The sequence below is a fragment of the Actinopolymorpha sp. B17G11 genome (assembly GCF_040196095.1).
Classification (GTDB): domain Bacteria; phylum Actinomycetota; class Actinomycetes; order Propionibacteriales; family Actinopolymorphaceae; genus Thermasporomyces.
Map to the genome: position 1 here is coordinate 45,765 of NZ_JBEFTW010000002.1, position 17,544 is coordinate 63,308.

The following is a 17,544-nucleotide window of genomic DNA, read 5'->3' on the forward strand; positions in this document are numbered from 1 at the left end:
CACACTCGTGGCCGTCAAGATCAGGCTGAAGCGCATGGGCAAGATCCGTGCGCCCTACTACCGGATCGTCGTCGCCGACTCGCGCACCAAGCGGGACGGCAAGACGATCGAGCAGATCGGCAAGTACCACCCCAAGACCAACCCGAGCTTCATCGAGGTCGACTCCGAGCGCGCGCAGTACTGGCTGTCGGTGGGGGCTCAGCCGAGTGAGCCGGTGGTCGCGATCCTCAAGCGCACCGGCGACTGGCAGAAGTTCAAGGGCGAGCCGCCTCCGGCCGAGCCGCTGCAGGTGCCCCCGACGAAGGCCGACAAGCGGACGCTGTTCGACGAGGCCCTCCGCGACGCCCACTCCGAGCCGGCGACCGAAGCGGTGAGCCAGAAGAAGGCCCGCAGCAAGTCGAAGGACTCCGCCGACGAGGCCGGCAAGGCCGAGAAGAAGCCTGCCAAGAAGACAGCGAAGGCTGCGGACACAGCTGAGGCGAAGCCTGAGGACAAGGCTGACGCGAAGGCCGAGGACAAAGCCGAGGCGGCCCAGGGCGAGAGCGGGGCCTGATCCGTGCTCGCCGAAGCGCTCGAGCACGTGGTTCGCGGCATCGTCGCTCACCCGGACGAGGTCCGGGTGTCGACTCGTGAGCTCCGGCGTGGCCGCACCTACGAAGTGCGGGTGCACCCCGACGACTTCGGTCGGGTGATCGGTCGCCGGGGCCGCACCGCCCTTGCCATCCGTACCGTCATCGGCGCCCTCGACAAGGGACGCGCTCCGCGCATCGACTTCGTCGAGGTCGGCGAGCGCTCCGGCCGCTAGGGCGGCGGAGCGGGGGAGCGCAAGGCGGCATCGATGGAGATCGTCGTCGGCCGGGTAGGTCGTGCTCACGGGATCCGTGGTGAGGTCGCCGTCGATGTCCGCAGCGACCAACCGGAGCTGCGGTTCACCGTCGGGGCGGAGTTCGCGACCGATCGTGGTGTCGTGCGGATCGAGTCCCTGCGATGGCACGGCGCCCGTTTGCTGGTGGCGTTCGAGGGTGTCGAGGACCGGACGGCGGCCGAGCAGTTGCGCGGTGTCCTGCTCGTCGTCGACGTACCCGACGACGAACAGCTGGACGACCCGGACGAGTTCTACGACCACCAGCTGGTGGGGCTCCGAGTCGCCACGGTGGGTGGAGAACACGTGGGCGAGGTGGCCGAGGTGCTCCACCTGCAGATGCAGGACGTTCTCGCGGTGCGTACGGACGACGGCCGCGAGATCCTGGTGCCGTTCGTGGCGGCGATCGTCCCCGAGGTCGACGTCGACGCCGGGACCGTCACCATCGACCCGCCGGAAGGGCTGATCGGCCCCGAGCCGGAATGAACGGGAGCCGGAATGGACGGGAGGTCCCGGATGCGGCTCGACATCGTCTCGATCTTCCCGGACTATCTCGCCCCGCTGCGGCTCTCGCTCGTCGGCAAGGCGGTTGAGGCGGGCCTCATCGACCTGCGCGTGCACGACCTGCGGGACTGGACGCACGACCGCCACCGCACCGTCGACGACACCCCCACCGGCGGTGGCGCCGGCATGGTGATGCGGCCCGAGCCGTGGGGCGAGGCGCTCGACTCGCTTGCTCCGGCCGATGCCCCGCAGCCAAGGCTGGTGGTGCCGACCCCGGGTGGTCGGCCGTTCACGCAGGCGCTCGCCGCGGAGTTCGCCACCGAGCCCTGGTTGCTCTTCGCCTGCGGACGGTACGAAGGAATCGACCAGCGGGTCCTCGACCACGCCGCCACCAGGATGGGTGTCGAGGAGGTCTCGCTCGGCGACTACGTGCTGGCCGGCGGCGAGGTCGCCGTCCTGGTGATCGTCGAGGCCGTGGCGCGGTTGGTGCCCGGGGTGATCGGCAACCCGGAGTCCCTGGTCGAGGAGTCTCACGCGAGCGGGGCGTGGGCCGGGTTGCTGGAATACCCCGTCTACACCAAACCGGCACGTTGGGAGGGCCGCGAGGTCCCGGAGGTGCTGCTGTCCGGTCACCACGGTCGGATCGCGCGCTGGCGGCGCGACCAGTCCCTGCGGCGTACTCTCCGCCGCCGGCCCGACCTGATCGACAGGCTTGTGGCCGGCGATGCTCTCGACGACCGTGATCGCGAAGTCCTTGCCGCCGAAGGCTGGTCGCCAGGGTGATTCGGCACCGCCGAGGCTCATATGCCAGACTTGGCCGTTGGCGCCGCGCGGATCTTGCCGCGGCGGCCGGTTGCGCTTCTGCCGCAGGGGAGGCGCTTCGGGACTTTTCTGTCCCCCGTTCGATGAGTTGCCCACCGCCACCGGTGGTGACCTGTGGCACCACAAGGAGAAGATCATGACTTCGCTCGAGGCCGTCGACGCCCCATCCCTGCGTACCGACGTACCAGCATTCCAGGCCGGCGACACGCTCAAGGTTCACGTGCGGGTCGTCGAGGGCAACCGTTCCCGGATCCAGGTGTTCCAGGGCGTCTGCATCAGGCGCAGTGGCGCCGGCATCAAGGCGACCTTCACCGTCCGCAAGGTCAGCTTCGGCGTCGGCGTCGAGCGGACCTTCCCGGTGCACACACCGGTCATCGACAAGATCGAGGTCGCGACGCGGGGTGACGTCCGGCGGGCCAAGCTCTACTACGTCCGCGGCCTTCGCGGCAAGGCGGCCAAGATCAAGGAGAAGCGCGAGTCAGCGCCCGGCCGCTGATCCTCGTCGTCTAGGCTCGACGCGGTGAACACGGGAGATCGCGACTGGTCGCGAGTCGATCTCGGGGAGGGCGCGGACGGTGCGGTCCAAGGATGAGTCCGACCGGCGCGAGGTTGCCGAACGCACGGCCGACGGCAGTCGCGACGGCGGCGGCAGGACCGGCGGCCAGCGCGGCGAGCAGGGCCGGCGCGCACAGGAACGGTCGTTCTGGCGCGAGTTGCCCGTGCTCGTCATCCTCGCCCTCGGCCTCGCTCTCCTGATCAAGACGTTCCTCATCCAGGCGTTCTACATCCCCTCGGAGTCGATGGAGGAGACGCTGGTCCCCGGGGACCGCGTGCTCGTCAACAAGCTCGCCTACCGGCTGGGCGAGATCCAGCGCGGCGACGTGATCGTCTTCAACGGCGCCGACTCGTGGGAGAGCGAGATCGTCATCGCCCCGCCGAGCGGACCGGTGGACGGGTTTCTCCGCAAGGTGGGCGAACTGTTCGGGTTCGCCACGGTGGGGGAGAAGGACTTCATCAAGCGGGTCATCGGCCTTCCAGGGGACCGGGTGCAGTGCTGTGACGCACAGAAGCGCCTCACGGTCAACGGCAAGCCTCTCGAGGAGTCCGGCTATCTCTTCCGCGGTGACACGCCGTCGGCGACGCCCTTCGACATCCAGGTGCCGCCCAACCGGGTCTGGGTGATGGGTGACCACCGGTCCGCGTCCGCCGACTCCCGTTCCCACCTCAGCGACCCGGGCAACGGGACGATCCCGACCGACCATGTGCTCGGCCGGGCGTTCGTGGTCGTCTGGCCCATCGACCGGCTCGCCGGCCTGACCCGGCCACCCGCCTACGCCGAGGCCGGTCTCGCCGCCGGCGTCGCGGCCGGCGCGGCGCCCCTGGTCGCCGCGGCGGGTGTCGTGTTCCCGCTGGCCGGCCTACGACGACTGGTCCGGCGCCGCCGTCAGGGCACCTCCTGACCGGTGGCCCCCACAGGTCACAATGGCCCTATGGCCCCTTCCCGTCGCGTCGTGGTCCGCCGGGACTCGGGCCTGTACGCATATGAGCGGGCGCTGGGGCGTGCCGACATGGCTCCCGTCGCGGGAGTCGACGAGGCGGGGCGTGGCGCCTGTGCGGGGCCGCTGGTGGCCGCAGCGGCGATCCTTCCGGCGGGTCGGCGAGGCGAGGTACCCGGCCTTGCCGATTCCAAGCTGCTGACGGAGCGTGCCCGGGAGCGGTGCTACGCCCAGGTCACCCGCCGCGCACTGGCGTGGTCCGTGGTCGTCGTACCCCCTGGCGAATGTGACCGACTTGGGATGCATCGGGTGAATATCGAGGCATTGCGCCGGGCGTTGTTCCAGCTCGACACGCGGCCGGCGTACGTGCTGACCGACGGTTTTCCGGTGGACGGGCTGGGTGCGCCGGGCCTCGCGGTGTGGAAAGGTGACCGGGTGGTCGCGTGTATCGCAGCCGCCTCGGTGATCGCCAAGGTCACCCGGGACCGGCTCATGCGGAAGCTGCACAACCGCTATCCGGCATACGGTTTCGCCACCCACAAGGGTTACTGCACGACCGATCACCAGGAAGCACTTGAGCGCTACGGAGCGTGTCCGGAGCACCGGATGCGCTGGGTGAATGTGATGCGGGCGGCCGTCGCCGCCGGGGAGGCACCGGACACCGCTGTTGTCGGCGAGATGGGTGAGAATGGCCCGGGGGTCAGCGACGACCCCGGCAGCGGATCCCGCGGAGGGATCGCGGAGCCGCCTACACACGACGAGGACCTGGTGACTGTGACCGCGGGGAGCCTGCATCGGGGAGGGGAGCGCGAGCGATGAGCGCTGAGGACCTCGAGAAGTACGAAACCGAGATGGAGCTGCAGCTCTACCGCGAATACCGCGACGTCGTGAGCATCTTCAAGTACGTCGTCGAGACCGACCGGCGGTTCTATCTCGCCAACCATGTCGATCTCAAGGTGCGCAGCGAGGGCGGCGAGACCTACTTCGAGGTCACCATGTCCGACGCCTGGGTGTGGGACATGTACCGTCCCGCCCGGTTCGTGAAGAACGTCAAGGTCGTGACGTTCAAGGACGTCAACGTCGAGGAGCTCGCCAAGAGCGACCTGGAGCTCCCGAAGGACGACAGCGGCCCGTTCGGAAGCCGCTGATGCGGACCATGAATGGGTGACCGAGCCGTGGCCGACGAGCCGCTCCCCGCCGACATCATCGCCGGGTTGCGGGCGGTCTCGACCGCGACGTTGACCACCCAGCTGATGGCCCGCGGGCTGCGCAACACGTTCCTGCCGGGCCTGCGTCCCCTCAACGCGTCGGCGCCACGGATGGTCGGCACCGCGTTCACGCTGCGGTACATCCCGGCGCGGGAGGACATCGACGTGCTGAGCGTGTTCCAGGATCCGGAGCACCCCCAGCGCCAGGCGGTCGAGTCGGTGAGTCCCGGCCAGGTCCTCGTCATGGACTGTCGGGGGCAGAGTCGGGCCGCGTCGATGGGCGGCATTCTCGGCACGCGTCTCCTTCGCCGGGGCGCCGCCGGTGTGGTCACCGACGGGTCCGTACGCGACTCGCCAAGCTTCGCCGACCTGGGACTTCCCGCCTATGCCGCCGGCGTCTCCGCGACCGCCAACCTCGCGCTGCACCATGCCGTCGACTTCCAGGTGCCGATCGGCTGCGCGGAGGTGCCGGTCTATCCGGGAGATGTCATGGTGGGCGACGCGGAGGGCGTCGTGTGCGTTCCACGGGACCTGGCCGCCGAGGTGGCTCGGGACGCGGTGGCGCAGGAACACCTCGAGGAGTTCATCGAGGCCGAGATCGCCGCGGGGGCTGCCCTGCCTGGCGTCTATCCGCCCAACACCGAAACCCGCGCCCGCTACGCCGCCTGGGCCGAACGGAATCCCCCGCCCGTCCAGCTGTGACGACGGGTGCGGGTCCTCAGCGGCTCTCCGGCTCGGCTACCGTGCCCTCCCGGGCGAGAAAGTCGAAGTCGCAGCCCTCCTCGGCCTGGGTGATGTGGTCGAGGTAGAGCGCGCCGTAGCCCCGGCCGTACGCCTCGACCGGCGGGGTCCACTCCGCCCTCCGCCGGGCCAACTCCTCCTCTGACAGGTCGACGGAGAGCTGCCGGGCGGCCACGTCCAGCGTCACGAGGTCACCGTCCCGGATCAGTGCGAGCGGCCCGCCCACATGGGACTCGGGCGACACGTGCAGGACACACGCGCCGTAGCTCGTGCCGCTCATCCGGGCGTCGGAGATCCGCAGCATGTCGCGGACGCCCTGTTTCAGCAGCCGGTCGGGGATGGGGAGCATGCCGTACTCCGGCATGCCCGGCCCGCCCTTGGGTCCGGTACCGCGCAGGACCAGCACGGTGTCGGGCGTGATCGGCAGCGACTCGTCGTTGATGCGTTGCTGCAGGTCCTGGTAGTTCTCGAAGACCACCGCCGGCCCCGTGTGCCGGTGGAAGCGCGGGTCGGCGGCCGCGTGCTTGATGACCGCACCACCCGGCGCGAGGTTGCCGCGGAGTACCGCCAGCCCGCCCTCGGCCCACACCGGCTTGTCCAACGGGCGGATCACGTCGGCGTCGTGAACTTCCGCGCCCGAGATCACCTCGCCGAACGTATGACCGGTCACGGTGAGCCGGTCCAGGTGCAGGTTGTCACGCACCTGGGCGAGGAGCGCGCGCAGCCCGCCGGCGTAGTAGAAGTCCTCCATGAGGTACGCACCGGTCGGGCGGATGTTCGCCAGCACCGGGATCTTCCGCGACAGTGCGTCGAAGTCGTCCAGTGTCAGCTTCACCTTGCTCCGACCCGCCATCGCGACCAGGTGGATGGCGGCGTTGGTCGACCCTCCGAGCGCGAGGACGGCGGTGATCGCGTCGAGGTAGGCGCGCCGGTCGAGGATGTGGGACGGCCGCCGGTCGTTCCACACCATCTCCACGATCTGCCGGCCGGTGGCGGCGGCCATGCGCGAGTGCGCCGAGTCGGCCGCGGGGATCGACGCCGCGCCCGGCAGCGTCATGCCGAGCGCCTCGGCCGCCGAGGTCATCGTCGACGCCGTACCCATCGTCATGCAGTGGCCGGGCGAGCGTGCGATGCCCTCCTCGATCTCGGCCCAGTCCTCGTCGGTGATGGTGCCGGCCCGCTTCTCCGCCCAGTACTTCCACACGTCGCTGCCGCTGCCCAGCACACTCCCGCGCCAGTTGCCGCGCAGCATCGGTCCGGCGGGGACGTAGATCGCGGGGACGTCCATGCTGACCGCACCCATGAGCAGGGCGGGCGTCGTCTTGTCACAGCCACCCAGCAGGACCGCGCCGTCGATGGGGTACGAACGCAGCAGCTCCTCGGTCTCCATCGCCAGCAGGTTGCGGTAGAGCATCGTGCTCGGCTTCTGGAACGGCTCAGACAGGGAGATCGCCGGCAGCTCGACCGGGTAACCGCCCGCCTGCCACACGCCGCGCTTGACCTCCTCGGCGCGTTGGCGTAGGTGGATGTGGCACGGGTTGATCTCGCTCCACGTGTTGACGACGCCGATGACGGGCTTGCCGAGATGCTCCTCGGCGGCGATGCCCATCTGCCGGGTGCGGGACCGGTGGCCGAAGGCGCGCAGGCCCGGGTCGCCGTACCACGCATGGCTGCGGAGCTCGTCGGGACGCTTACGGGGCCCAGGTCGATCGCTGGACTCGGGTCGATCGCTGGACAAGGGGGGATCTCCTTACGTACGGGTCTCAGGCCCGGCCCTGGCCGGGGTCGAGCAGGTGGGAGAGGAGGCGTTCGGGCGCGATGACGTCAGGGTCGGTGCGAATGTCGACCACACACGGCCGGCCGCTCGCCAGCGCCGCGCGGAGGGTGTCCTCGATCGCAGTGGGATCGTCGAGGACGAATCCTTGTGCGCCGAGGCCCTCGGCCCAACGGGCAAGGTCGAGAGCGCCGATCTCGATTCCGGCAAGGCGGCCCTGCGCCCGGGCCTGGTGCATGGCGATCGTGCCGTACATCCGGTTGGAGAACGCAAGCACCACGATCGGCGCGCCATGGCGTACGGCGGTCTCGATCTCCTGCCCCGTCATCAGGATCCCGCCGTCGCCGACGAGCGCCACGACAGTACGGTCCGGTGCCGCCAGCTTGGCAGCCACGGCAGCGGGGACGGCGTAGCCCATCGCGCCGTTGCACGGGCCGAGCAGCCGGTGGCTGGTCTGGAAACGCCAGTAACGGTGGAAGAAGCCGGAGAAGTTGCCGGCGTCGTTCGTCAGGATCACATCGGGCGGAGCGATCCGGCGCAGCGTGGTGATCACGTCGGCGGGATGGATGCCTCCGGCGCCGGCGTCGGCGTCGGGTCGGGTGGCGGTGACGGCCTCGGGTCGGCTGCCGACCCTCGCGGCGTGGTGGGAGAAGTCCAGCGCCGACTGGTGCGGGCCGTGCCAGTCCGTGCCGCCTGGCTCGTGTCCGGCGTCGCCGGCCAGAGCGTCAAGGACAGCTTGCGGGTCGGCGTCGAGGCGTACGGTCCCGGACGCGGGCTGGTGTTCGGGGAGGCCGCGACCGAGTATCACCAGCCGCTGGCCGGGCAGGGGATAGCGGAACTCCTGCGAGGTGATCGCGTCGAGCCGGGTGCCGAGGACCATCACCAGGTCGGCAGCGTCCAGCGCTTCCAGAACGGCCGGCGTGGTCCCCAGGCCGAGGTGGCCGAGGAAGTGCGGGTGGTCCTCACTGAACGCGTCCTGCCGGCGGAACGCGACGTAGACGCCGAAACCGAAGCGTTCCGAGGCCCGGCGGAGCGACTCTCGGCCCACGCGGTCTCCTGGGCCGGCGATCGCGACCGGGCGCTTCGCCGTGGCGATCATCGCGGCGAGATCCTGGGTGGCGGCCGCGAGCGCCTCAGGCGTCGAGGGCGCGGGAGCGGTGGGCTTCGAGGGGTCGCCGTCGTACGCCTCGGCCCAGAAGTCGGCCGGAACGCTGAGCGCCACCGGGCCGACGCGAGGTGCGTACATGCGGGTGAGGGCCTCGGCGGTCGCCCGCGGGACGTCGGCGGGCCGGGAGGGCTCGTGCGACCAGACGGTGAGGGGCGCGTAGAGAGCCGCGAGGTCGACCTCCTGGAAACCCTCGCGGCCTTCGCTCGCCCGGACGTCCGACTCGACCTGGCCGAGGATCGCGATCACCGGCGTCTGGTCCTGGTGGGCGGTGTGGATGCCGATCGCGAGGTTCGTGGCGCCAGGTCCCCGGCTTGCCAGGGCGAGGGTGGGCCGCCCGGTCAGCTTGCCCTCGGCCTCCGCCATGAACGCCGCACCGCTCTCGTGCCGGGTGGAGACCAGCCTGATGCGGGGTTCGGCGTCGAGTTCGTCGAGCAGGGAGAGGAAGGACTCGCCTGGGACGGTGTAGGCGGTGCGTACGCCGGCGTCGGCGAGAAGCCGTACCACGGTCCTCGCGACGTTCTGTGACATTTCGGCGTGGACTCCCGGAGGGTTCGCTCGACTGGCGTGGATGCCTGGCCTCCTTCGTACCTCACCGGTGCCCGACGACGCCATCGCTGCCACGTTTTGTCCACAGTCGGCAGATCGGCGTGCTTTTCCACAGCGGTCGCCGCCCGCGCCGGCCGCTCCCACCTCCGGCGCCAGGGTGTTCCCAGGAGGTGAACGCCGGTGCACGCGAAGAATGTGATCGGGCGCGAGGGAGAGGACCTGGCCGTCCAGCATCTGGAGGAGGCCGGATTCGTCGTCCTGGAGCGCAACTGGCGCTGCGATCTGGGAGAGATCGACATCGTGGCCCTCGACGGCGCGGTCCTGGTCGTCTGCGAGGTCAAGACCCGCTCCGGGCTAGGTTTCGGGACACCGCTGGAAGGCGTCACCTGGGAGAAGGCGGCGAGGCTCCGCCGGCTTGCCGGGCGATGGCTGGCCAGTCACCCGCAGGCCCGCAGCGGCGGCGTCCGCATCGACGTCGTGGGTGTGCTGCGGAGCGACGCTAGCCCGGCCGTCATCGAGCACGTACGCGGAGTGGACTGAGATGGCCCTCGCGCGTACGCGTTCGGTGGCGCTGACCGGCGTGGAAGGGCACGTCGTCGAGGTGGAGGCGCACATCGGCAACGGCCTGCCGGGCTTCGGGCTGGTCGGCCTGCCCGACACGGCCCTGGCCGAGGCGCGCTCACGCGTCCGGGCCGCGGTCACCAACTCCGATCAGGACTGGCCGCAGCGGAAACTGACCGTGGCGTTGTCACCGGCCACTCTCCCCAAGGCCGGCGCCCACTTCGACATGGCTATCGCCTTGGCGGTGCTCGGTGCCGCGGACGTCATCCCTCAGACGGCGTTGGATCCGGTGATCATCCTGGGTGAGCTCGGGCTCGACGGGCGGGTCAAGCCGGTCCGCGGCACCCTGCCGTCCGTGATCGCCGCCTCGGCGGTGGGCTGGCGGCGGTTCGTCGTCCCGGAACCCAACGTCGGCGAAGCGAAACTGGTCCAGGACGCCGAGGTCTTCGGGGTCCGGTCGCTGCGTCAGGTCGTGGCCCTGCTCCGCGGCGACGAGATTCCGGACGAGCCTGCCGACGTTTCTGCCGCCGAAGCCGCGGCCGTGGACGAACACGGCGGGCTCCGCCGCCCGGACCGCCTCGACGGGCTCGATCTTGCCGAGGTGCTGGGCCAGGCCGCCGCACGGCGCGCGGTCGAGGTGGCCGCGGCGGGTGGTCATCATCTGTTCATGTCGGGCCCACCCGGTGCGGGCAAGACCATGCTCGCCGAACGCATGCCCGCCCTGCTCCCGGATCTGCCGCTGGTCGCCGCGCTCGAGGTGACGGCGATCCATTCGGTCGCGGGACTCCTACCCGCCGACGCGCCGCTGATCGTCCGGCCGCCCTTCTGCGATCCGCACCACTCCGCTTCGCTGCCGGCGATCGTGGGTGGCGGTGCGCGAGTCGCCCGACCAGGCGCCGTCTCGCTCGCTCATCGCGGCATCCTCTTCCTCGACGAGGCACCGGAGTTCCGGCCCAGCGTGCTCGATTCGCTCCGCCAGCCACTGGAGCACGGCGAGGTGGTGATCGCCCGCTCGGCGGGAACGGCGCGGCTACCGGCACGGTTCCAGCTGGTGCTCGCGGCGAACCCGTGCCCCTGCGGTCGTGCGTACGGCCAGGGGGTCTACTGCACGTGCAGTTCCCAGGCCCGCACCCGCTACCAGCATCGACTGTCGGGCCCGATCCGGGACCGGATCGACCTCCTCCAACTGGTGGAGCCAGTCTCGCGGGCGGAGATGCGGGCCGACCAGCAGCTGGTCGAGTCGACCGAGGTCGTCGCCGCCAGGGTCCGGTCGGCGCGGGAACGCCAGGCCGACCGCTATGCCGGACTGCCGTGGTCACTCAATGCCCACGTCCCCGGCTATGAGCTACGCAGACGCTGGCCGCCCGAGCCGTCGGCGCTGCCCGCGCTGGAGCGCCACCTGTCCGCCGGCTGGTTGACCGCCCGCGGTGCAGACCGGGTCCTTCGGATCGCGTGGACACTTGCCGACCTTGCGAGTCGTGACCGACCGTCCCGGCACGACACGTTCGCGGCCCTGACGATGCGGCTCGGCCACGAACCCATCCAGACGCGGAGGCGGGCAGGATGAGCGAGGAGCTGATGGACGCGGTGGCAGGTGCTCAGCCGAGTCGCGCCGTCTCCGATGCCGAGCGGCTCGCGTGCGCTGCTCTGACGACGATGGGCGAGCCGGGTGATCTCGTCCTTGCCCGGTTCGTCGGTGAGCACGGCGCCGAAGCGACCGTCCAGGCGATTGAGTCCGGGCAGTTTCCCGGGCGGGCGCTCGGTGACTACCAGACGAGGCTCGCGACGAGTTCCCCGGCGCGCGACCTCGACCAGGCTGCTCGCATCGGCGCGCGCCTGGTGTGTCCCGGAGAGGACGAGTGGACCGAAGCGCTCGACGTGCTGGCGTCGGCCGGGGCGATCGAGCGTCGCGGTGGGGTACCACTGGCCCTCTGGGTGCGAGGGCAGGCGGATCTGAGACTGGTGACCGCACGGTCGTGTGCTGTGGTGGGTGCGCGCGCTGCCAGCGAATACGGCCAGTACATCGCGGGCGAGCTGGGGGCTGGCCTCGCCGATCGCGGCATCACGGTCGTCTCGGGTGCGGCCTTCGGCATCGATGCCGCCGCCCACCGGGGCGCGTTGGCGGGCGGAGGGGTGACAGTGGCTGTCCTGGCGTCGGGAGTCGACGTCGCCTACCCACGAGCCCACCAACAGCTCCTTGGTTGGATCGCCGAAGAGGGCCTCATCGTCAGCGAGGTACCACCGGGGTCCACTCCGCGCAGGCCGCGGTTCCTGATCCGCAACCGGCTGATTGCCGCGCTTACGCAGGGCACGCTGGTCGTGGAGGCTGCCCTGCGCAGCGGTGCTCTCAACACCGCAGCCTGGGCCGAGCGGTGCCATCGAGAGGTCATGGGCGTACCCGGACCGGTGACGTCGATGACCTCGGCTGGCGTACACCGGCTGCTCCGCGACGGCATCGCGACCCTCGTCACCGATACCGACGAGGTCGTTGAGCAGATCAGCCGGATAGGGGAGAACCTCGCCCCTGCCAAGCTCGGGGAACGACGCCCCCGCGACGACCTCGACGCCCGCGCACGGCAGGTTCTCGAGGCGGTGCCGGTCATCCGCGCGGGCGGCGTTGCGGGAATCTCGTCCGCGGCGGGGATCCCGCCCGACGAGGTGCTCGGCACGCTGGGGGAGCTCCTCCTGGTCGGATACGTCGAGCGACAGGGCAACGGCTGGCGGCTTTCGGCACGTGAGCGTGCCAATCGCCGCCATCCGTCGACTGCGGGTCGGGACAGCCTCTGATGGACCGGGTGCGGGCATCCGTCGAAAGGGTGGCGGCTTGCGTTCACGGAGACGATGGGCCACCGTCGGGATGTGGCCGGCGCGAACCTCGAATCCGACAACCTCGAATCCCACAACCTCGAATCCCACAACCTCGAATCCGACAACCTCGAATCCGGCAAGGTGGGATCCGGCAAGGTGGGATCCGGCGACGTGGGATCCGGCACTGCGGATGGCGGTGCGCTCTCCGCTGCCGGGCGCGCACTCCTCGTGGAGTTCGAGCGCCACCTGTCCGTGGAGCGCGGGGCATCCCGGCACACGATTCGTGCCTACCTCGGCGACGTCCAGAGCCTGCTGGAGCACCTTGCGACGCCCGAGGACGCACCTGCGGGTCACACGGCGGCCGACGCGGCCGAGGCCCGGCCGGATGGTCCGCCGGACCCGGCACCGTCTGAGCTCGAAGGGTTGGACATTCGGGACCTGCGCGGCTGGCTAGCAGAGATGCAGGCGTCCGGGCGTGCTCGCACGACCCTCGCCCGCCGAGCGGCGGCGATCCGCACCTTCACGGCGTGGGCACACCGGCGTGGGACCATCTCCACGGATCCCGGCGTACTTCTGGGTACTCCGAAGCCGCACAGGAAGCTGCCGGGCGTTCTTCGCCGGGAGGAGGCGACCCGGCTGCTCGAACTCGCCGCCGTGGCCAGCGACGACGGCAGCCCGGTCGGTTGTCGAGATCGCGCCATCCTGGAACTGCTGTACGCCACCGGCGTGAGAGTGGGAGAGCTCGTGGGCCTGGACGTCGACGACGTCGACGACGAGAGGCGGGTTGTTCGCGTCCTGGGCAAGGGCAACAAGCAGCGGTCCGTACCGTTCGGTGTGCCCGCGGCAACGGCCCTTGCCGACTACCTCGGTCGGGCCCGGCCGGCGCTGGCTCGACCGGCAAGTGGTGCCGCGCTGTTCCTGGGAGCCCGAGGAGGCCGGATGGATCAGCGCGCGGTGCGCAGGCTCGTCCATCAACGGCTCGCCGACGTCCCCGACGCCCCCGACCTCGGGCCGCACGGCCTCCGGCACACGGCCGCCACGCACGTGCTCGAAGGCGGCGCGGACCTCAGGAGCGTCCAGGAGCTGCTCGGGCACGCGTCGCTCGCCACCACACAGATCTACACCCACGTCTCCGCCGAACGACTGCGCCAGGTCTACGCCCAAGCACATCCACGGGCATGACCTGACGCCCAACGCGTGCTGCCCCGCGGCGAGTTCGGTCGGGCGGTGGCTCGGCGGGGCGGCGAGGGCTGGCAGAATCGACGTGCGTGACAGCCGATGTGGCAGCAGAAGGTTCGAACGAGCTGTGGGGCCCCGACTGGCCAGGCGTGCGGGAATCCTGGAGTCTCGACCCGCACCGAGCTCACCTCAACCACGGTTCGTTCGGCGCGGTGCCGGGGCCCGTGCGCGAGGCGCAGGACCGGTGGCGCGATCTCATGGACGCCAACCCCATGCGGTACTTCCGGACGATTCGGACGCCGTCGATCGTCGCCGCGCGGCAGGCGGGCGCGAGCCTTCTCCAGACCTCGCCCGAGGCTGTGGCGCTTGTCGCCAACGCGACGGCCGGGGTGAGTACGGTCCTCGCCGGGCTCGGCCTGCGCGCCGGCGACGAGATCGTCCTGACCGATCATGGCTATGGTGCCGTCGCACTTGCCGCCAAGAGGTTCGCGCGAGCGGCGGGCGCTCGGGTCGTATCTGTCAAGATCGCCTTGACGGCATCCGACGAGGAGGTCGTGCAACGGCTGGCGGAGGCCGTGGGTCCACGGACTCGGCTCGTACTCGTTGATCAGGTGACCTCGCCCACGGCACGCGCCTTTCCGGTCGGGGGCATCGCCGAGATGGCGCGGTCGCATGACGTCCCGACGCTTGTCGACGGCGCTCATGCGCCCGGCATGCTGGATGTCCGGCTGGACTCGCTCGGTGTCGACTTCTGGGTGGGCAACTTTCACAAGTGGGCGTTCGCGGCCCGTAGCGTCGCCGCGCTCTGGGTCGCCCCACGCTGGCGCGAGTCGATCCGCCCGCTCGTCATCTCATGGAACGACGAGCAGGGTTATCCCACCTCCTTCGACCAGCAGGGCACCACCGACGACTCGGCCTGGCTGTCGCTCCCCGACGCCGTACGGTTCTTCGAGGACCTCGGAGTGGACCGCGTACGACGGCACAACAGCACCCTGGTTGCCTACGCTCAGGAAACCCTGGCCACCGCGCTCGGCGTGTCCCTGGCGGACGTGTCCAGCGATCCGCGGATGTCCATGCGACTGGTTCCGTTGCCCCGCGGCGTGGCCGCGACCGAAGAGCAGGCCGCGCGGTTGTACGCCAGCATCGCCGACAAGATCGGCGCCGAGGTGGCGGTGGTCAGCTGGTCGGGTCGGGGGTGGATCCGGCTGTCCGCGCAGGTGTACAACGCGCCCGCCGAGTACGACCGGCTGGCGGTCGGGTTGTCCGATCTCATCCGCTGAGTCCCTGAGGTCGCTGAGTCCCTGAGGTCGCGCAGGTCCCGATCGCCTTTCAGGATCGACGAGTGGAGGCTAGGCCGCGCCGCGCAGTCGTTGTCGCACGGTGGCGAGGTCGATCACGCCTCCGCCTCCGGGATCGCGGCGGGACGCGGATGTGGGAGGCCAGTACGGCGGTGGGACGGGCGGTGACGGGCCACCGCCGCGGGACTGTCGACTCAGGCGGACCACCACCCCGGCGGCGATGGCGCCAGCCAAGGCTCCCGCGGCCGGTGGCGCGAAAGTGCTGACAGCGGCGGAGAGCTTGCGCATTGCCGGATCGACGGACGTGTCACTGTCTCCGTGGCCCTCACCGCCTGTGCCTGGCACGGCCGCGACATCGGCCTGAGCACTCCTCCAGACGGGCACCGCCGTGGCCGGTGCGGACGTCCGAGGGCCGGCATCCCGGCCAGGGTCGCTGGGCGACGGGGCGGGCCCTCTCAGGGTGACCGGGGCCCCGGCATCACCGAGCGGTAGCAGTCGAGGCGTGGACGGCGTGACCAGGCTGAGCGGGTTCACGTACGCCCCGGCCCGGATGGCACCCCAGTGCAGGCAGACGCGGGGCGCGCAGTGGCTCTGGTTTCCGGTCAAGGTGCCGAGCACGGTCCCGGTGGACACGCGCGCACCGACGTCGACCGCCGCGGCGACGGGTTCGTACGTGGTCCGCAGGACACCGTGCGAGACGGCCACCACACCTCGTCCGGCGAGAAGCCCGGCGTAGGTGACCACGCCCGCACCCGCCGCGCGAACCTGCTGGTCCTCCGCTCCCAGCAGATCCACGCCGCGGTGCCCGGCACCCCACCTCGAGTCGGGTCGGTCGAATGCACCCACGACCTCCGGCCGCGGTGACAGAGGCCATCCCCAGCGATCCGGTGCGGCGTGTGCCGTGACCAGAGGGAGGGAGGTCCCCACAAGGATGACGAGAAGAACGAGAACGGTCCGAAGGGGCCATCGGTGCCGCGTCCAGAACCGCCCAGGGTGCTCAGACCGTGCACAGGACTCGGCTGGCGCGCGCCCGTCAGGCGGTCGAGCCGTGAGCGGTGGGCCGGGTGAGGCGAGCAGAGAGCGGCGGGTTCGCGTCGGCGGGTACGAATTGGTCATGCACTGATCGTCGACGACGGGGGCGTGGGCGGGAGGCGGGCAGGGAATGCCTGTGGATGACGATGCCGATTCGACTGCTGTGGACAAAATGTGCTGACCATGAGGGTGGCAGGAAGCGGCCGGACCATCGAGTACACTTCACCGGGCATTTCCGTCGGGTCTCGCACCTCGTCTCTGCCACGATGTGACATCGGGCAGGCACACACGGTGTGGGATCTGAGGGAGCAACATCCCACAGCACAATCAGCATCACATTACGCACGCTCGCTCTCCGCTTCCCCAGCGAAGCGGGCACACCTCTCGGTCCCCGCGGGTCGACAGCATCCAACGGGCTTGGTGTGCGCGAGCGTCAGGGGCCCGGACCACTCGGTCACGGGCCAAGGGAACCGAGAGCGCGTCCCGTCGAGGACGCGGAGGAGGCACGCGGCCATGGCCGTCGTCACGATGAGGCAGCTGCTCGAGAGCGGCGTACATTTCGGACACCAGACCCGGCGCTGGAACCCGAAGATGAAGCGCTACATCTTCACTGAGCGCAACGGCATCTACATCATCGACCTGCAGCAGTCGCTGTCCTACATCGACCGGGCGTACCAGTTCGTCAAGGACACCGTGGCGCGCGGCGGGTCGGTCCTCTTCGTCGGTACGAAGAAGCAGGCGCAGGAAGCGATCGCCGAGCAGGCGATGCGGGTCGGCATGCCGTATGTCAACCAGCGCTGGCTCGGTGGCATGCTCACCAACTTCCAGACGACCTACAAGCGGACCCAGCGGTTGAAGGATCTCGAGGAGATCGACTTCGACGACGTAGCCGGCTCCGGCATGACCAAGAAGGAGCTGCTCGGCCTGCGGCGTGAGCGCGACAAGCTCGACCGCACCCGAGGCGGCATCCGCCGGATGCAGCGCCTTCCGAGCGCGGTGTGGATCGTCGACACCAAGAAGGAGCACCTCGCCGTTGACGAGGCGAAGAAGCTCGGCATCCCGGTGATCGCGATCCTCGACACCAACTGCGATCCCGACGAGGTGACCTTCCCGATCCCCGGCAACGACGACGCGATCCGCTCCGTCGCCCTGCTCACCCGGATCGTCTCCGACGCGGTGGCCGACGGGCTCATGGCTCGGGCAGGCGCCGGTGAAGAGGCGCAGGTCGGTGCGGAGCTCGGCGTCGAGGAGCCCCTGCCCGAGTGGGAGCGCGAGCTGCTCGCCCGGTCAGAGGCGGACGCGGGAGCGGGAGCAGCCGAGGCCGGTACGCCGGCGGAGCCGTCCGCGACCAGTGCGGAGCAGCCGGCCGCTGCGAGTCCGGACAGCGCTGCGGCGCAGCCGGGCGAGGCGGCACCCGAGGCGGCGGCCGACGCGACAGAGGCGACCAGCACTGACGTCGGCGCGGCCGCACCCACCGGTGACAACCAGGCGTGAGTCCCTGGCCCGCCCGGGCCGCGAGCTTCCCACGGCGCCGGACCGGGCGCC

At 70.4% G+C, this 17,544-nt stretch carries 17 protein-coding genes and 1 pseudogene; 15 read left to right on the forward strand and 3 right to left on the reverse strand.

Features of this window, described 5'->3' with window-relative positions; translation table 11 throughout:
* Positions 1-7: 7 nt before the first annotated feature.
* The 9 genes and pseudogenes from rpsP to ABN028_RS02640 all read left to right on the forward strand — a co-directional run bounded on the left by rpsP (position 8) and on the right by ABN028_RS02640 (position 5,594).
* Complete coding sequence (rpsP, locus tag ABN028_RS02600; protein ID WP_349326288.1) at positions 8-553, forward strand: 30S ribosomal protein S16; 546 nt, start codon at positions 8-10, stop codon at positions 551-553.
* Positions 554-556: 3 nt separating this feature from the next.
* Entirely contained in the window at positions 557-805 is a 249-nt protein-coding gene (locus ABN028_RS02605; protein WP_349326289.1) for an RNA-binding protein, read from the forward strand.
* A 33-nt stretch (positions 806-838) separates the two neighbouring features.
* Positions 839-1,348, forward strand: a complete 510-nt coding sequence (gene rimM, locus ABN028_RS02610; protein ID WP_349326290.1) for a ribosome maturation factor RimM — start codon at positions 839-841, stop codon at positions 1,346-1,348.
* A gap of 12 nt (positions 1,349-1,360) precedes the next feature.
* A complete protein-coding gene (trmD, locus tag ABN028_RS02615; RefSeq protein ID WP_502877536.1) occupies positions 1,361-2,149 on the forward strand; it encodes a tRNA (guanosine(37)-N1)-methyltransferase TrmD in 789 nt (262 codons plus the stop codon).
* Between the two features lie 175 nt (positions 2,150-2,324).
* Positions 2,325-2,684, forward strand: a complete 360-nt coding sequence (gene rplS / locus ABN028_RS02620) for a 50S ribosomal protein L19 (protein WP_349326291.1) — start codon at positions 2,325-2,327, stop codon at positions 2,682-2,684.
* A gap of 79 nt (positions 2,685-2,763) precedes the next feature.
* On the forward strand, positions 2,764-3,648 hold the full coding sequence (lepB, locus tag ABN028_RS02625; protein WP_349326292.1) for a signal peptidase I: 885 nt from the start codon (positions 2,764-2,766) through the stop codon (positions 3,646-3,648).
* Positions 3,649-3,678: 30 nt separating this feature from the next.
* Positions 3,679-4,320, forward strand: a pseudogene (locus tag ABN028_RS02630) (ribonuclease HII); the annotation flags it as partial.
* 179 nt (positions 4,321-4,499) lie between these two features.
* Entirely contained in the window at positions 4,500-4,832 is a 333-nt protein-coding gene (locus ABN028_RS02635; protein ID WP_349326293.1) for a DUF2469 domain-containing protein, read from the forward strand.
* A 12-nt stretch (positions 4,833-4,844) separates the two neighbouring features.
* Entirely contained in the window at positions 4,845-5,594 is a 750-nt protein-coding gene (locus ABN028_RS02640; protein ID WP_349695491.1) for a ribonuclease activity regulator RraA, read from the forward strand.
* Positions 5,595-5,610: 16 nt separating this feature from the next.
* Here ABN028_RS02640 and araD read toward each other — a convergent pair whose 3' ends face one another.
* Positions 5,611-7,371: an L-arabinonate dehydratase gene (araD, locus tag ABN028_RS02645; RefSeq protein WP_349695492.1), complete on the reverse strand. Its 1,761-nt coding sequence runs from the start codon at positions 7,369-7,371 to the stop codon at positions 5,611-5,613.
* Between the two features lie 25 nt (positions 7,372-7,396).
* A complete protein-coding gene (locus ABN028_RS02650; RefSeq protein WP_349695493.1) occupies positions 7,397-9,103 on the reverse strand; it encodes a thiamine pyrophosphate-dependent enzyme in 1,707 nt (568 codons plus the stop codon).
* 198 nt (positions 9,104-9,301) lie between these two features.
* On the opposite strand from ABN028_RS02650, the gene ABN028_RS02655 reads away from it, so the two are divergent.
* The 5 genes from ABN028_RS02655 to ABN028_RS02675 all read left to right on the forward strand — a co-directional run bounded on the left by ABN028_RS02655 (position 9,302) and on the right by ABN028_RS02675 (position 14,949).
* A complete protein-coding gene (locus ABN028_RS02655) occupies positions 9,302-9,661 on the forward strand; it encodes a YraN family protein (protein WP_349695494.1) in 360 nt (119 codons plus the stop codon).
* Between the two features lies 1 nt (position 9,662).
* Positions 9,663-11,249 (forward strand): YifB family Mg chelatase-like AAA ATPase, encoded by a 1,587-nt coding sequence (locus ABN028_RS02660; protein ID WP_349695495.1) that lies wholly within the window; start codon positions 9,663-9,665, stop codon positions 11,247-11,249.
* Entirely contained in the window at positions 11,246-12,469 is a 1,224-nt protein-coding gene (gene dprA / locus ABN028_RS02665; RefSeq protein ID WP_349695496.1) for a DNA-processing protein DprA, read from the forward strand. The genes ABN028_RS02660 and dprA overlap by 4 nt, the downstream gene beginning before the upstream one ends.
* Before the next feature lie 192 nt (positions 12,470-12,661).
* The gene (locus ABN028_RS02670) at positions 12,662-13,672 is read left to right on the forward strand and encodes a tyrosine recombinase XerC (protein ID WP_349695695.1); all 1,011 of its coding nucleotides are present in this window, start codon (positions 12,662-12,664) and stop codon (positions 13,670-13,672) included.
* Between the two features lie 86 nt (positions 13,673-13,758).
* Positions 13,759-14,949, forward strand: coding sequence for an aminotransferase class V-fold PLP-dependent enzyme (locus ABN028_RS02675; RefSeq protein ID WP_349695497.1), 1,191 nt, complete (start codon positions 13,759-13,761; stop codon positions 14,947-14,949).
* A gap of 69 nt (positions 14,950-15,018) precedes the next feature.
* Here the strand turns inward: ABN028_RS02675 and ABN028_RS02680 are convergent, their stop codons facing one another.
* Positions 15,019-15,813, reverse strand: a complete 795-nt coding sequence (locus ABN028_RS02680) for a M23 family metallopeptidase (RefSeq protein ID WP_349695498.1) — start codon at positions 15,811-15,813, stop codon at positions 15,019-15,021.
* Between the two features lie 699 nt (positions 15,814-16,512).
* On the opposite strand from ABN028_RS02680, the gene rpsB reads away from it, so the two are divergent.
* Complete coding sequence (gene rpsB / locus ABN028_RS02685) at positions 16,513-17,493, forward strand: 30S ribosomal protein S2 (RefSeq protein ID WP_349695499.1); 981 nt, start codon at positions 16,513-16,515, stop codon at positions 17,491-17,493.
* Positions 17,494-17,544: the final 51 nt, after the last annotated feature.